The organism is Virgibacillus sp. JSM 102003 (assembly GCF_041949995.1).
In the GTDB taxonomy this organism is placed as follows: domain Bacteria; phylum Bacillota; class Bacilli; order Bacillales; family Amphibacillaceae; genus Lentibacillus.
The window spans coordinates 1-15987 of record NZ_JBHFQH010000001.1 but is presented as its reverse complement, the minus strand read 5'-3'; the positions used below and the strand labels follow the sequence as shown (position 1 = coordinate 15987).

Sequence of the window (15987 nt, the reverse complement as noted above, 5' to 3'; positions counted from 1 at the left end):
CCTTTTGAAAAAAGTTAGAATATCGTTTTCTTATCCCTTTCCTCTTTAAGGATTTCGACGGCTTCCCTGAAACGTAATGAATGTACAACCTCACGTTCGCGGAGGTATTTTAAGCCATCATTAAGATCTGGGTCATCGGATAAATTAATAATCCATTGGTAGGTTGCTCTTGCCTTTTCCTCTGCAGCGATATCTTCATACAAGTCTGCAATGGGATCTCCTTTTGCTTGAATATAGGTAGCAGTCCATGGAGCGCCTGCAGCATTATGGTAAAACAAAGCTTTGTCATGATTGGCGTAATGGGCACCAAGGCCAGCTGCCTCCATTTGTTCTGGGGTTGCATCTTTTGTGAGTTTATAGATCATAGTCGCTATCATTTCGAGGTGGGCAAATTCTTCTGTACCAATATCTGTAAGTAACCCAATTACCTTGTCAGGAATGGTGTATCGCTGATTTAAGTAACGTAATGCTGCAGCTAGTTCACCGTCTGCTCCACCGTACTGCTCAATTAGAAATTTAGCGAGATGGGGGTTACATTCGGTAACTTTAACAGGGTATTCCAGTTTTTTCTCATAATACCACAAAATATCTCCTCCTAAATATCAGATGTTCCAGTAAAATCAAACTTGCCATGGCCATGGAGTGTTATCCCAATCCCATGGGTAATTAGAGTAGCTTCTTCCGTATTGCATTAATGGCCCGAATTTTTTTTCGAATTTAATTTTGAGTTCTTTACTTTGTTTTGCGAATAAATTAAATTGTTCAATTGCATCATAGTCTTGAGGGTGTGTATCTAAATATAAAGTCAATTCGACCAATACGAAATCGACTGCTTGAATTTCCTCGAGCAGTTGGTAATATTCAGATGGGAGCACTTTATTCATCACCATCACCTCTCTTTGAAGGGCCAGGATAAGGACTGTATAATACTTTCCACAGTGTTCCTCGAAAAAGAGCTTCTCTTGGTTCAAATTGCTCAAGTCCCGGGGGTTGAAAGTTAATGTACAATTGAGGTGGGGTTGAAAAGCTTTTTACCTTTATAGGTGGGCATGGGTCATATGGGCTTGCGTAAGGTTCCCAAAATTTATATTGTGTGAACATAAAATCCTCCTTTCAGAATAATAATTATCCACTTCTATTCATGATATGTATGGATGTGGATGTCCTATTCAATTATTATCCCGGGAGTTACATATCTTTTTAACAAATTTATTCGAATTTGAAAGTATGAATGTTTTCGACTGATAGGAGGATAAGAATGACTTATATTGTATCTGCCTGTATACTATTACCTTTTGTCCTGATATTGTATATGTTATATAAAGCACATCATGATACAATTGAGCATCGAACAATAACAGTTAATGAGTTATTATTTGAGTTTAATTTGTTTTTTATATCTGATATACATCGGAGAAAAATTAATACCAATACATTACGATCAATACAGAAAGAAGTTAATTTAGTTGTAATTGGTGGGGACTTAACAGAAAAAGGTGTACCAATTGATAGAACAAGGGAAAATATCCGCAAATTAAAGCAATGGGATGCTCCGGTGTATTTTGTCTGGGGTAATAACGATTATGAGGCATTTCCAAGTGATATTTACCGGTTGTTAAAATCAGAAGGGGTAACAATACTGACAAATAACAATCATGATATATTATTTGACACGCATACAATAAGCTTGATTGGACTTGACTGCTGTCAGTTCAGTGAAGCTCGGATAGACCTTGCTATGCAAAATGCAAACGGAACTTATAATATTCTCTTGACACATGATCCAAGTGCTTATTATGAAATGGAGGAATCATTTCAAAATAAAATTGACATGGTGTTAGCTGGACATACACATGGAGGTCAGATTCGGATTTTCGGATTTGGATACTTTGAAAAGGGCGGATTAACTAAATTACGCAACACTAAAATACTTGTTAGTGAGGGCTACGGATATACCAGACTGCCATTTCGGCTTGGTACAAGGTCAGAGTGTCATGTATTAACTTTTAAGCAATAATAATTGTAATGTTCAACAAACACATCAATAGCATATACTATAGTGATGAAGAAAGAGAATGTCATTTATTATAAAAGGATTTGATTTATTTTAGTTTAGCAGTTTAGAAAGTTTATACACTTTCCTGCTGTATAATTGCAAATTAGGCTTAAAGTCAGGAGAGTAAGGTTCTAAGTGAGTAAATACGCTTTCATAATGACCTGTTGATAAGTCAAGTTTTCTAAAATGTATTTATAAAGGAGGATGCTTTATGCGTATTGAAAGAGTGTCCGATAGCCAATTTACAATTTTTTTAACATTTGATGATCTAATAGATCGCGGTTTTACGAAAGAGGATCTATGGCATGACGCCACAAATGTGCGTAATTTGTTTAGTGATATGATGTACGAAGCAAGTACAGAATTGGGATTTGAATTGGAAGGGGTTCTCCTCGTTCAAGTTCATTTAATGCAGGCACAGGGAATGCATGTAATCGTGACTCAAAAAATTGAAAATCAAGGTTGGGAAGAGGATTTCATTGAGATGAAAGTAACGTTAGATGAAAGTAAGGAAATGATATTTTCTTTTAAAGAATTTGAGGACATTATTCAAGTATCATCCTACTTATCTGTTATAAATATGGATGGCGGACAGATTTATTATATGAATAATCGTTACTATATGCTACTTCATGAAAATGAACTGACTCCAAAAAATAAAGAGAATATCATTGCAGTCATGTCTGAATTTTCTTCTCCTAGCATAATTACTTCTCACAGATTGAAGGAATACGGAAAAGTAATTATGCAAGGAAATGCTGTCAGTCAAATTATGGAGTTTTTTTATAATAAATAAATCATGTTAAAACGCTAGTCTGAAACCGCTTTTATAACAGAATTAATTTAGTTACAAAATAGCCGTATTTTATTGCATATTTATCATGAACGTGTATACTAATCTCTGAGTACAGATATAATAATTTTTTTGATAATCTAGGAGGTAAATTCATGGTAGCCGATAAACCAGCAGATTCTACCAAAGAAGTGAATGATAAATTGGATGTGTTAAATTCAACAAGAACTGTTGTAAAAAGTGCATTGGAGAAATTGGGTTACCCTGATGAGGTATTTGAATTGCTAAAAGAACCCATTCGTATGATGACAGTAAGAATGCCTGTTCGAATGGATGATGGTTCAATCAAAATCTTCACTGGGTACCGTGCACAGCACAACGATGCAGTTGGCCCAACAAAAGGCGGAGTTCGTTTTCATCCTGATGTTACAGAAAAAGAAGTAAAGGCCCTGTCAATTTGGATGAGTTTAAAAGCGGGAATAGTTGACTTACCATATGGTGGTGGCAAAGGTGGAATTATTTGTGACCCGCGCGAGATGTCGTTTCGCGAATTAGAAGGAATCAGTCGTGGATATGTACGTGCAATAAGCCAAATTGTTGGTCCAAATAAAGACATTCCCGCCCCTGATGTATTTACAAACTCTCAAATTATGGCATGGATGATGGATGAATATAGCCGAATTGATGAATTTAACAATCCTGGATTTATTACAGGTAAACCTATTGTTCTTGGTGGTTCACATGGTAGAGAAACTGCTACTGCCAAAGGTGTAACAATTTGTATTGATGAAGCTGCTAGAAAAAAAGGTATAGATGTAAAAGGCGCTAGGGTAGTAGTTCAGGGTTTCGGTAATGCCGGAAGTTTTCTGGCGAAGTTTCTATATGATGCCGGAGCAAAAATAGTAGGAATCTCTGATGCTTATGGCGGGTTACATGACCCTGATGGTCTAGATATTGATTATTTGCTTGATCGCAGGGATAGCTTTGGCACGGTTACAAAATTGTTTAACAACACAATTTCAAACCAGGATTTGCTTGAATTGGATTGTGATATTTTAGTACCTGCTGCGGTAGAGAATCAGATAAGGGAAGAAAATGCACATAAAATTAAAGCCAGTATTGTAGTGGAAGCGGCCAATGGGCCAACAACACTGGACGGTACAAGGATATTGTCGGAACGCGGTATATTGCTTGTTCCGGATGTCCTAGCATCAGCAGGCGGTGTAACTGTATCCTATTTTGAATGGGTACAAAATAATCAGGGTTATTACTGGGAAGAAGAAGAAATTCAGGAAAAACTTAAGAAAATAATGGTTAAAGCATTTAATAACATTTACAATACTGCCCAAACAAGACGTGTGGATATGCGCCTTGCAGCCTATATGGTTGGTGTTCGAAAAATGGCTGAAGCAGCAAGATTCCGTGGATGGGTATAATAATTTAGAATTTTACTTGACATAAAACAAATAAAATGACGAAAAAACTCTTATCATGTATAGTAAGGTAGGAGTTTTTTTGCAGTTAAGAAACCACCATGGTTGCTGAATGGTAGCCGCCATTTATCATGAAAATTATTTTTCATATTACAAATATGAGGTTTTGCGGATACCAGAGCTTATTTGCACAAATTACTTCCACTAACTATGATATAGGTGAAATAACTTCAATAAGGTTACTTTTATGTAGAAATAGCTTCTCCTGTGTCCGCTAAAATCAAGTTAGAATGGTACTTTCAGACAAAAGTATAATCCCTTCTAACTGCATGACTGCAACTAAGACAATCGCCATTAAAACTTGCACTTCAGAGTATAAGGAGTTCTACTGTAAACAATAAGCTATCATAAGAATACCTTTAACGAATGCCAAGTTTCCTAATGTTACATGTAAGAAAAGGAAGTGCTTTATATGCAAAAAGAAAAAACAATAATTATTGGGGGAGGACCTTGTGGAATGTCTTGTGCCATAGAGCTTCAGAATCATGGCATAAAACCATTAATTATAGAAAAAGAAAATGTGGTAAACACCATCTATAATTTTCCAACCCATCAGACGTTCTTCAGTTCAAGTGAGAAGCTTGAAATAGGAAATGTTCCATTTATTACTGAGAAACAGAAGCCAGTACGAAATCAGGCTTTAGCATACTACCGTGCAGTAGCTGAACGTAAACAGTTAAGAATTAACACATTTGAAAAAGTTGTAGAAATTAACCCTGGTAAAGATAAAATTCAGCTACAAACTGAAAAGAACACAGGTGAAAGGTTAGAATATCAGGCAGATAATTTAATAATTGCTACCGGCTATTATGATCAGCCAAATAAAATAGGTATTCCAGGTGAAGAGTTACCAAAAGTAATGCATTATTTTAAAGAATCACACCCTTATTTCAATAAAGATGTAGTTGTAATAGGAGGTAAAAATTCAGCGGTTGATGCTACTCTGGAATTGCATAAAGCAGGTGCAAAGGTTACAGTTCTATACCGAGGCGATACGTATTCGAAAAGTATAAAACCCTGGATTTTACCTGAATTTGATGCTCTGGTCAGAAAAGATATTGTAAATATGGAATTTAACGCTAATATTACCAAAATAACAAATGATCAAGTAAAGTATAGTGTTAATGGTGAATCGAAAACAATTGATAATGATTTTGTCTTTGCTATGACGGGATACAAGCCCGATCTTAAGTTTCTGAAGAAGGCAGGCGTTACGATCGATGAAGAGAATGGCTGTCCTATTTTTAATGAAAGTACAATGGAAACAAACGTGGAAGGAGTTTATGTAGCTGGTGTAGTTGCAGCTGGTTATAACAATAATAAAATTTTTATTGAAAATGGCCGACACCATGGCGGACTTATTGCGGAATCTATTACAAATGAGTAGAAAAGCAAGGGACAGGAACGCTTCGGATATACACTACGCACCTTAGGGCAACGCTTCAGCTTCCTCGGCGTTTTCTGCGGGATTTTCAGCTGCTGCTATTCCCGCTGGAGTCCGTGAATTTCCTACGCTGGAATTTGCTCATTAGAACTTGAAAAAAAACAAGATTTTATACCACAACAATACTAAATCCGAACTTATTCGAATTCTTTTTCAAGAATATTGAATTATAGTTCGGATTTTACTTTGACTAAAACACTTTTACCCCGGCTTCTATTATTTGTTTAGCTATAATTCTTTTTCAAATATATCGGTTAATAATTTTACGTCCTTTGTTTTTTCTAACGCTATCATTAATTTAATTCTTGCTTTAGGTCCAGTTAGCCCATTGGACAATATTACACCAATTTCCTGAAGTTGTTTGCCGCCACCATCATATCCATAGGTCGGCTGTACAATTCCTCGAAAACATCTGGACACTAATATTACAGGAATTCCTTTTTTAATAAAGGCTTGTATTGGCTTAACGGTACTATTAGGTAGATTACCTTGTCCCAATCCTTCTATTACCAGGCCATCCGGATTAGCCTGGAGAAGCGCGTTAAGAATTTGTTCATCCATTCCAGCGTATGCTTTAAGTAAAAATACTTTTTTAGTAATTTGACTTATCGGATGTGAATGTCTGGACAGGATAGTGTGATGAAAAATTATGGATTCTTTTGTTATGATTCCAATTGGACCATACTGCGGGCTTTGAAAAGTTGCTACATTACTTGTGGATGTCTTGGTTACATTTGTTGCTGTATGTATCTCATCATTCATTACGACGAGTACACCTTTGTTTGCAGCTTCATGATCTGTTGCTACTCGCAGTGAACTTATTAAATTATAAAGGGCATCAGAGCCGATCTCATTAGTTGATCGCATTGCTCCAGTGATGACAACAGGTTTCTCTGTTTTAACAACCAAATCCAGAAAATATGCTGTTTCCTCTAGCGTATCAGTGCCATGAGTTATTACAATTCCATCATAGTTATATGCCAACTGGTCAACCTTGATAGCTAGCTCCAGCATATGCTGGGGAGTCATTTGTGGTGATGGGAGAGAAAAAAAGTTAATTTCATCAATATTAGCGTATCTTTGAAAGTAAGCGGACAAATCCGTTAATGGATGATGTTTGGTTGTATTAACTTCACCTGTATTTTTATTTTCCACCATTGAGATTGTTCCACCTGTATGGATAATCACAATATTTTTCATATAAATCACCAGCCTTAATTCTATTTTAATTTCTTAAACATAATGATACGATTAGATCAAGATAATTGGAGAGAGGTCTTTGACATGTTAGCTATTGTATCCGCCGGAATAGCACCTGCACTCGCATTAATGTCATTTATTTATTTAAAAGACAAATTTACAGAACCATTTTCATTAATTCTAAAGACGTTTATATTAGGAGCATTGCTCGTATTTCCGATTATGTTTATCCAATATGCTCTCACAATAGAAAACATCAGCGGTAATAATTTCATTCAATCATTCCTGGAAGTAGGTTTTATTGAAGAATTTTTTAAATGGTTCATTTTTATGTATGTAATTTATCATCATACAGAATTTGATGCGCATTATGATGGAATTGTCTATGCTGTTTCTATAAGTTTAGGATTTGCAACAGTAGAAAACTTCCTGTACTTGCTAACGAATGGTATCGAATATGCTTTTTCAAGAGCACTATTCCCAGTTTCTTCACATGCTTTGTTCGGTGTAATTATGGGATATCACTTTGGAAAAGCTAAAGTTAACAGTTATTATAAGAAATGGAATATTGCATTAGCATTATTTTTACCATTCATTCTACATGGCAGTTATAACTATATTCTAAAAACGATAACGAGTAATTGGTTAACATTACTGATTCCATTTATGATTGTACTTTGGATAATTGGATTGCGTCGACTTAAGACTGCAAATCAGACAAACTTGGAAGAGATCGTTCAAAAAAGAAAATTACAAGCCTGAAATCCTTTGTATCCCAAAAATACAGAGGATTTTTATTTTGTTGAAAATCTTAATGAATAAAAAGGACGTTTAGTTAAAAAATAGGTATCATATGACAATGCATTAGCAGGAGGAAACTAAATGACCTATAAAAAAATGTTCCTATTCATTATCATTATATGTTTTTTCGTGGTAGGACTTCAAACATCACATACCACAAAACCAGTAAATGCATTTACCTCGCAAGTCATTCAACACGGTGCTGTCGGGGATGATGTTATCGAGTTACAGGCAAGACTACAATATCTTGGTTTTTATAATGGGAATATTGATGGTGTTTTTGGATGGGGGACTTATTGGGCATTACGTAATTTTCAATATGAATTTGGTCTTAAAGTTGATGGCTTAGCAGGACTTACCACAAGGCAAAAGTTAGTAGATGCCAGTGAGTATGATAGAGATTATGTAAAAGAACAGATTAGAAAAGGAAAAGATTTTACACACTATGGTGGGGTTGAGAATTCTAAACAGACGACTCCAGATAAGAAAGATAAGCAACAGACAAATAACACGAACAACCAGCAGGACAAGAAGAACAATCAACAAGGTGCAAATAACAATAAACAAAAACCAGCTGAACCTACTGCTGCAAATGTGCCTCAAGGTTATTCAAAAAATGATATTCAATTAATGGCAAATGCAGTTCATGGTGAATCTCGTGGTGAATCATACGTAGGACAAGTTGCAGTTGCTGCTGTAATTTTAAATCGGGTAGAAAGTTCTACATTTCCGAATACTGTTTCAGGTGTTATTTTTGAACCAAGGGCATTCACTGCTGTTGCTGATGGACAAATTTGGTTAACTCCAAATGAGCAAGCAAAAGAGGCTGTCCTTGATGCAATAAACGGATGGGATCCTTCAGGAAACGCATTATACTACTTTAACCCGAATACGGCAACTTCAGATTGGATTTGGTCACGACCACAAATTAAAAAAATAGGGAAACACATATTTGCTAAATAGCAAGGAGTGATATGAATGGTACGTTGGATTTTAATTGGTGTGCTTACTATTGGAATAGCAGGTACAGCATTTTGGGGTTATCAGGAACATCAGGAAAAAAACGCAATACTAATACAGGCAGAAAATACGTATCAGCGAGCTTTTCATGAACTTTCTTATAACATGGATTTGTTAAATGACAAAATCGGTACAGCATTGGCGATGAACTCAAAAGAGCGTTTATCACCACAAATGGTAGAAATTTGGCGATTAACCTCTGAGGCAATATCTGATGTAGGACAATTGCCTCTTACATTGCTTCCTTTTAATAAGACAGAAGAGTTTCTTTCTAATATAGGTGATTTTACTTATCGTACAGCAGTAAGAGATTTAAAGAAGGATCCATTAACTGATAAGGAGACTGCAACACTTGAAGAACTATATAAACAGTCAGGTGAATTAAAAAATGAATTAAGGCAAGTACAGCATGTAGTTCTAGAAGAGAATTTGCGCTGGATGGATGTACAGCTGGCTTTAGCAACTCAAGACGAGCAATCAGATAATACGATTGTAGATGGGTTTAAAACTGTTGAAAAGAAAGTGGAGGGTTACACGGAAAGTAATACTAATGCATCGCTCACCGGGACTTCCTCTAAAGAACATGAGTATCAATTTTTAAAGGGAGATAAAATTGATAAAAATGAAGCATTAGAAAAAGGTAAAAAATTGTTCAATGTTAAAAATGATAATAATATTACAGTTACAAAGAGTGGTAAAGGATCAGATATACCAACTTATAGCTTATCTTATAAGAACGGTAATAAGAATGCTTATATGGATATGTCCCAACAAGGGGGACATCCAATCACCCTTTTGGTAAACAGAACTACCAAAGAACAAAAGATTAGTCTAAATAAGGGGTTGGAGAAAGCAAAAGGTTATTTAAAAGCAAATGGTTTTAAAGATATGACAATATTTTCAAGTAATCAATTTAGTAATGTTGGGGTATACTCATTTCTCTACAAACAGGATGACGTTCGAGTGTTCTCGGATGCAATTGAGGTGAAAGTAGCTTTGGATAATGGTGACTTACTTGGATTCACTGCCAGGAATTACTTTATGAACCATAAGGAAAGAGATATTCCAGATCCAAAGCTAACTGTAAAAGAGGCAAAGAATAAAGTTAATCCTGATGTTAAAATAAATGAGGAACATATGGCTGTTATTGACAATGATATTGGTGAAGAAGTATTAGTTTATGAATTCTTAGGTGTTCTTGATAATGAGACATACAGAATATTTATTAACGCAATGGATGGTACAGAAGAAAAAGTTGAAAAGTTGGATGGAACTGAAATTAACTTTGCAATGAAAACAGAAGCACAAGCATCTGTTTAGACGTATGGGTTTGCTGAACCATTTGTTAGGAAACTCAGTTAATACTAATAGGCTGACAGGCTATTTCCGCAGGTGAGGAAACCTTTCTTACTGCTTAGGTGTATATAACGCTTACCTATACTATGACCTGGCGTTAAGCAAGGTTTTCTAAGAAGCTCATTTTCTGCAGCACTCCCGTTATATAATTTTTAGTCAGTACTAAAGGGATGGACTTAGGTCTTTCCCTTTTTTGATTTTTCTGTAATAATATAGGTATAAAGTATTGCTTGAATAGGGGGGTTGTAATTGAAGATCGGGACATTACTTAATCTGGAGCTGATGCAGAACCAGAAGAATGAGACTAAAAAGTATCGTTGCAAGATAGTTGAGAAAAATGATGATTATCTGCTTATTGACTATCCTATTGATATACAAACGAATAAAACTGCCTTTCTTCACAAAGGCACACACCTTTGGGCAGAATACGTGGGATACGACCAATCCGTTTATAAATTCCAAACGGAGATTATTGCCAAGGTTAAATTGAATGTACCAACACTTGCAATAAATTTTCCAGATAAAGATAACATTAAAAGGATTCAGCGAAGGGAGTATGTACGAATCGAAACCGCAATTGATATAGCGGTACATAGTTCGAATGAATCATTTACTACTGTCACTTCTGATGTAAGTGGTGGAGGTATGTCTATCATCATACCGAATGGTAATAAAATGTATGAAAGAGAAGAGGTAAACGTCTGGCTTGTTCTTCAGATGCAGTCAGGTGAATTTCAATATATAGGAGCGTTGGCTGAGGTTATTCGAATTAAAGAGTCTGACAATGCAGCTAATACAGCATCCTTAAAAATTATTCAAGTTACAAAAGCTGATCGTCAAAACATTGTTCGTTACTGTTTTGAAAAACAACGGGAGTCCCGAAAAAAAGATTTACTTTAGTATATACTGATTTACTTATACATTCGGAAAGTTGTATCAAAGTGTAATAAATTTTTTCGGTGGCAATTTTTACATTGATTAAGTTTAATGATTTTGTATTATATTAAAACCAATAGACCATGGTTTTATAGTTATGTTATTATCTTACATAAGGGTTTATTTTAACTTGGCTTAATGCCAAGTTTTTCTATACTTGTATAGTAATTGACTTGATATATTGAGGGGAATGAATTACGACAATGAAAGAAATCGCAATCGCAATTGACGGTCCAGCAGCCGCGGGGAAAAGTACGGTGGCTAAAATAGTGGCGCAAAGGCTTACATATGTTTATATTGATACAGGCGCAATGTACAGAGGATTAACATTAAAAGCTCTTAGTAAACAAATTTCCCTGGAAGATGAACAACAGCTTGCTGCATTATTAGCAGATACAGATATAGATTTGGGTCTGGACCAAGAGGGGAATGGACAGCGTGTTATGGTTGATAATGAGGATGTAACACGCAACATACGTACCGAGGAAGTAACAAATAATGTATCTTATGTGGCCAAACACCCCAGTATTCGGAAAGATATGGTGAAAAGACAACAAACACTTGCAGAAAAACGTGGAGTTGTTATGGATGGAAGGGATATTGGTACACATGTGTTACCGAATGCGGAGGTAAAGATATTTCTGATCGCATCTGTAGAGGAACGCGCTAAACGAAGATATGAAGAAAATGTACGAAAAGGATTTTCTGCTGACCTAAAGAGGTTAAAACAAGAAATCCAGCAAAGGGACTTGATTGATTCTAAAAGGGAGGCAGCTCCACTTACAAAAGCAAATGATGCAATAGAGATTGATACAACTGCTTTAACAATTGATGAAGTAGCTGAGTCAATACTATACGAGGCAGCTAAAGTAATTGCTGAATAAAGGGGATCAAATATGAGTCTTTATAAATTTGCCAGAACAGTTGTAGCAATAATATTTTTCCCATTGTTTCGGATTAAAATAATTGGAAAGAAAAATGTTCCAAAAGAAGGACCGGTTATAATATGTTCAAATCATATCTCAAATCTTGATCCACCTGTAGTTGGAATTACATCACCTCGTGATATCTTCTTTATGGCGAAAGGTGAACTATTTGAAAAACCATTTTTGGGGAAACTATTGTTGGGAATACGTGCATTTCCTGTAAAAAGGGGATTGAAAGACCGAAATGCTTTACGTAAAGGATTGGAAATCTTGGAGAATGGCGAGACTTTAGGCCTGTTTCCTGAAGGTACCCGAAGCAAAACCGGTGAACTTGGCAGGCCATTAGCAGGAGCAGGGTTCTTCGCGTTAAGATCTAATGCGACAATTGTCCCATGTGCAATAATAGGTCCCTATAAGCCAGGAAGAAAACTTACTGTTATCTATGGAAAACCGATGAATATGCAAAAGCATAGGGAGACTAAGTCTTCTGCAAAGGATGCTGCAGACGCAATTATGTCTGAAATAAAAAATTTAATCGAAAAACATAATTCCCAACCTGCATCACTTGACAAATAATTGTAAATATTAGAAGTTATAAAAAAGAGAGTTTTAATGTATTGTTGTTTTGTACTTTAAGGAGGGCTAATTGTATGAGTGAATCTAGTAATGAAATTACACAGTTTGAGATAGGGGATATTCTAACAGGAACAGTGGTTAAAGTTGAGGATAAACAAGTTCTCGTTGATATTGGTTATAAGTCGGAGGGAATTGTTCCGATTAGCGAACTATCAAGTCTGCATATCGAACAAGCGAGTGATCTCGTAAAAGAAGGCGATGAACTCACATTACAAGTGAAGAAAATGGAAGATGATGAAGTTATTCTATCTAAAAAAGCAGTTGATGCTGAAAAAGCATGGGAATCATTAGAAGAAAGCTATCAAAATAATGAAGTATTTGAAACAGAAATTAAAGAAGTAGTAAAAGGTGGTCTGGTTGTAGATGTTGGATTACGCGGATTCATTCCTGCATCTTTAGTAGAAACTTACTTTGTGGAAGATTTTGCAAATTATAAAGATACAACATTAACAGTTAAGATTGTTGACTTGGATAAAGAACAAAATCGGGTGATATTGTCTCATAAAGATGTTGTGCAGGACGAATCGAAACAACAAAAACAACAAGTACTTCAATCGCTGGAACAGGGTCAAGTATTAGAAGGTGTTGTACAACGATTAACCAGCTTTGGTGTTTTTGTTGACCTTGGAGGCATTGATGGACTTGTTCATATCTCTCAGCTAGCCCACGAGCATGTTGAAAAGGCTTCAGATGTTGTGTCTGAAGGTGATAAAATTAAAGTTGAAATTTTATCTGTTGATCGGGATAATGAACGCATCTCTCTCTCCCGTAAGAAAACACTGCCAGGACCATGGTCAGATATTCAGGAACGTGTATCAAAAGGAGATGTTCTGGAAGGTACGGTTAAACGTCTTGTGAACTTTGGTGCATTTGTAGAGGTATTATCAGGTGTTGAAGGACTAGTTCATATCTCCCAAATTGCTAACCGTCACATTGGTACACCACAAGAAGTACTTGAAGTTGGTCAACAGGTACAAGTCAAAGTACTTGATGTTAGTGAACAAGAAGAACGGATGTCGCTTAGCATAAAAGAACTTGAGCAGGAACAGGAAGCTGCAGAGTTTAAGCAATATGAAAAAGATGAAGACCAGTCAGGTTTCCAGCTAGGAGATTTCATTGGTGATAAATTAAATAAATACAAATAATATTTTAAACAGCTCTTCCGATAGTAGGGAGAGCTGTCGCTTTTTAGGGTTCAGTTTTGGAAGAGAAAATGCTAATAATATTTGAAATCACATAATAATTAGCATTCAACTTTCGCCCTTGTTGTTGATGTAGCGGAATGAGGATCCACTTCAACTGTTTGGCGGATCCTCATTCCGCTATTTGCTTTAAAACCCTCGTTTTATGCTTGGGTTCGGATCCTCATTCCGCTGATATGAACAAAACTGTCAAGTCCCAACCTGTTTTTCCCATTTTTGGGTATACTTAATACAAGAAGCCATTTTAACTTCTTTTTATGGGTTAACCGTTTTGGTTAGACTATTTCCTTCTTCATCTTGGTGACTTTCCCTCCAGTTCCTGATTGGTTGTCAAGTGGTTTCCTTTACGACCAATCAGGAACTGGAGATACTTTTTTTAGATGAAGAAGAAAGGCTAAGAACACGGCTCGAAGGCAAAATATACTTCGCACCGATGGCACGCTGATATTCGTGGATTCACACATTCTACCTTTCCGTCCAAGGAACTTTCACCAGCTATTTACGTGCATTCACTATACAAAGCTAGCACAAGCGGAACTCGTGAATTTTCCTCTACGGTTTTTACTTTGCCTCCGGGCCCTATTCTCACCCCGCTTTATTATGACTGGAAAATAACGCATTCATCATGCATCCATTTGTAAATAGAAATATATGTTCTTAATTTAGTACTACTTCCTTTTCAGGCCTGTTTTCTTCTACTTCCTTTGCGATTGCCCAAATGAATCCGGCCAACTCTCTGGCAACAGCTGTCACTGCTTTATTACTTGCCTTCCCACGTGACATTAATCGATGAAACCTTTTGTGTAACCTTGTTTGCGCCTTCCATGAGATGTCCAGTATGGCGCCTGGTTGGCCATTTTGTCTTTTCTTTAACTTATCTCGAACAGCGGGCTGAAGACGATAACTCCAAGCTGCTTCAATTAGTAATTTACGGGCATGTACATTTCCGGTTTTCGTAATATCCCCCTGCTTTCGTGAAGCACCACTAGAACTTTCGCTAGGTACAAGTCCTAAAAAAGCCATGAATTTCTTAGGTGTCGGAAATCGTCCAAACGATCCAATTTCGGCAGCCAGACCGGTTGCAGTGATCGTAGCTACACCACGTAAACATTGGAGTGCTTGAATAATTGGAGCATGTACGCCGTTTTCCGCCTCAGCCTGTATTTCCCCTTCTAAACGTTTTAGTCGCTGTTCTGTTTCGTGAAGAATCTGTAAATATTCTCGAAAGGCAATACGTACCGGTCTATACTCGAATTTCACCGTATAAATCCATTCGCGATATTTCGCTGACCAATTCCTTCCCACTTTTTGCGGGGCACGAATTCCATACCGTAAAAGAAGTTTGGTAATCCGATGTTTAATTCGTAATATATCATCTTTCACATCTTCTCTGGCACGAACGAGATCACGTAAAGCCTCATCTTCTTTCGAAGGTACGTATATGGAAGTTAACTCTCCTGCACGAAATAAACCGGCAAGACTCATGGCATCTCTTTTATCTGTTTTAACTCGTTCTCCTGGCTTTTGTGGAATTAAACTCGGTGCAATCACGTCGCATTCAATGCCCATACTCATAAACATCCGATATAATGGATATCCAGTTGGACCTGCCTCATAGCACATCTTAAGATTTTCAGGTTTTCCTAATTTCTTTACTAGTTTTCGGATGGCCTCTGGTGTATGGCTAATCATCCCAAAATACCTAGGTTTTCCTCGACCTTCTTCTGCGATAGCTACTGCAATTTCTTCTTTTGATACGTCTAAACCAACGTATTTTGTGTTATTATTCATAGTAAGGCTCCTTTCGTAATGTGGCTCTGATTTGGGTTTTTCTTTCTTAGTAAACAGTCTACCAAATTAACCCACGACTTTACGATTAAGGAGCCAGTTTTGTTCATAGTAGCTATTTGTAATTTTTATCTCAAATTTGGCTGATTCTCTGCTATTAGCGGAACGAGGATCCGTCTCACCCTTCCAAGAGCACCTTTTCTGCTATTTAGTCGAGTAGGCGGGGCCTCTCCTTTGGGATTGTGCCCCTTACCCCTCACAGATCCGTACGTGCCCAATTAAGGCATACGGCTCTTCATGACACCCTTAACGTCCATGTCAAAGACGTTTACTAGC

General features: G+C 36.6%; 16 protein-coding genes. 11 read left to right on the top strand and 5 right to left on the bottom strand.

Annotated elements, in window-relative coordinates; genetic code table 11:
• Positions 1-14: 14 nt before the first annotated feature.
• Genes ACE1TG_RS00080 through ACE1TG_RS00070 form a run of 3 tightly spaced genes read right to left on the bottom strand, consistent with a single transcriptional unit; the run spans position 15 to position 1101 of the window.
• Positions 15-584 carry a manganese catalase family protein gene (locus ACE1TG_RS00080; protein ID WP_375050324.1) on the bottom strand — a complete coding sequence of 190 codons (570 nt, stop codon included), beginning with the start codon at positions 582-584 and terminating at the stop codon, positions 15-17.
• A 36-nt stretch (positions 585-620) separates the two neighbouring features.
• The gene (locus tag ACE1TG_RS00075; RefSeq protein WP_375050323.1) at positions 621-884 is read right to left on the bottom strand and encodes a spore coat protein CotJB; all 264 of its coding nucleotides are present in this window, start codon (positions 882-884) and stop codon (positions 621-623) included.
• Positions 877-1101 carry a spore coat associated protein CotJA gene (locus ACE1TG_RS00070; RefSeq protein ID WP_375050322.1) on the bottom strand — a complete coding sequence of 75 codons (225 nt, stop codon included), beginning with the start codon at positions 1099-1101 and terminating at the stop codon, positions 877-879. The genes ACE1TG_RS00075 and ACE1TG_RS00070 overlap by 8 nt, the downstream gene beginning before the upstream one ends.
• Positions 1102-1258: 157 nt before the next feature.
• Here ACE1TG_RS00070 and ACE1TG_RS00065 point away from each other — a divergent pair, with 157 nt between their 5' ends.
• The 4 genes from ACE1TG_RS00065 (at position 1259) to ACE1TG_RS00050 (ending at position 5729) form a co-directional block, all read left to right on the top strand.
• A complete protein-coding gene (locus ACE1TG_RS00065) occupies positions 1259-2017 on the top strand; it encodes a metallophosphoesterase (protein ID WP_375050321.1) in 759 nt (252 codons plus the stop codon).
• 250 nt (positions 2018-2267) lie between these two features.
• The gene (locus ACE1TG_RS00060; protein ID WP_375050320.1) at positions 2268-2852 is read left to right on the top strand and encodes a genetic competence negative regulator; all 585 of its coding nucleotides are present in this window, start codon (positions 2268-2270) and stop codon (positions 2850-2852) included.
• 152 nt (positions 2853-3004) lie between these two features.
• Entirely contained in the window at positions 3005-4285 is a 1281-nt protein-coding gene (locus tag ACE1TG_RS00055) for a Glu/Leu/Phe/Val family dehydrogenase (protein ID WP_375050319.1), read from the top strand.
• A 469-nt stretch (positions 4286-4754) separates the two neighbouring features.
• A complete protein-coding gene (locus tag ACE1TG_RS00050; protein ID WP_375050318.1) occupies positions 4755-5729 on the top strand; it encodes a YpdA family putative bacillithiol disulfide reductase in 975 nt (324 codons plus the stop codon).
• Positions 5730-6014: 285 nt separating this feature from the next.
• Here ACE1TG_RS00050 and ACE1TG_RS00045 read toward each other — a convergent pair whose 3' ends face one another.
• Positions 6015-6986: an asparaginase gene (locus tag ACE1TG_RS00045; protein ID WP_375050317.1), complete on the bottom strand. Its 972-nt coding sequence runs from the start codon at positions 6984-6986 to the stop codon at positions 6015-6017.
• Positions 6987-7070: 84 nt separating this feature from the next.
• Here ACE1TG_RS00045 and prsW point away from each other — a divergent pair, with 84 nt between their 5' ends.
• The 7 genes from prsW to rpsA all read left to right on the top strand — a co-directional run bounded on the left by prsW (position 7071) and on the right by rpsA (position 13806).
• Positions 7071-7748: a glutamic-type intramembrane protease PrsW gene (prsW, locus tag ACE1TG_RS00040; protein WP_375050316.1), complete on the top strand. Its 678-nt coding sequence runs from the start codon at positions 7071-7073 to the stop codon at positions 7746-7748.
• Between the two features lie 120 nt (positions 7749-7868).
• Entirely contained in the window at positions 7869-8750 is an 882-nt protein-coding gene (sleB, locus tag ACE1TG_RS00035; protein WP_375050315.1) for a spore cortex-lytic enzyme, read from the top strand.
• A gap of 15 nt (positions 8751-8765) precedes the next feature.
• Positions 8766-10127, top strand: coding sequence for a germination protein YpeB (gene ypeB, locus ACE1TG_RS00030; protein ID WP_375050314.1), 1362 nt, complete (start codon positions 8766-8768; stop codon positions 10125-10127).
• Between the two features lie 285 nt (positions 10128-10412).
• On the top strand, positions 10413-11063 hold the full coding sequence (locus tag ACE1TG_RS00025; RefSeq protein ID WP_375050313.1) for a flagellar brake protein: 651 nt from the start codon (positions 10413-10415) through the stop codon (positions 11061-11063).
• 239 nt (positions 11064-11302) lie between these two features.
• Entirely contained in the window at positions 11303-11983 is a 681-nt protein-coding gene (cmk, locus tag ACE1TG_RS00020; RefSeq protein WP_375050312.1) for a (d)CMP kinase, read from the top strand.
• Positions 11984-11995: 12 nt separating this feature from the next.
• Positions 11996-12601 (top strand): lysophospholipid acyltransferase family protein, encoded by a 606-nt coding sequence (locus ACE1TG_RS00015; RefSeq protein ID WP_375050311.1) that lies wholly within the window; start codon positions 11996-11998, stop codon positions 12599-12601.
• A 74-nt stretch (positions 12602-12675) separates the two neighbouring features.
• Complete coding sequence (gene rpsA, locus ACE1TG_RS00010) at positions 12676-13806, top strand: 30S ribosomal protein S1 (protein WP_375050310.1); 1131 nt, start codon at positions 12676-12678, stop codon at positions 13804-13806.
• Positions 13807-14520: 714 nt separating this feature from the next.
• Here rpsA and ACE1TG_RS00005 read toward each other — a convergent pair.
• Complete coding sequence (locus tag ACE1TG_RS00005) at positions 14521-15654, bottom strand: IS110 family RNA-guided transposase (RefSeq protein WP_375050309.1); 1134 nt, start codon at positions 15652-15654, stop codon at positions 14521-14523.
• Positions 15655-15987: the final 333 nt, after the last annotated feature.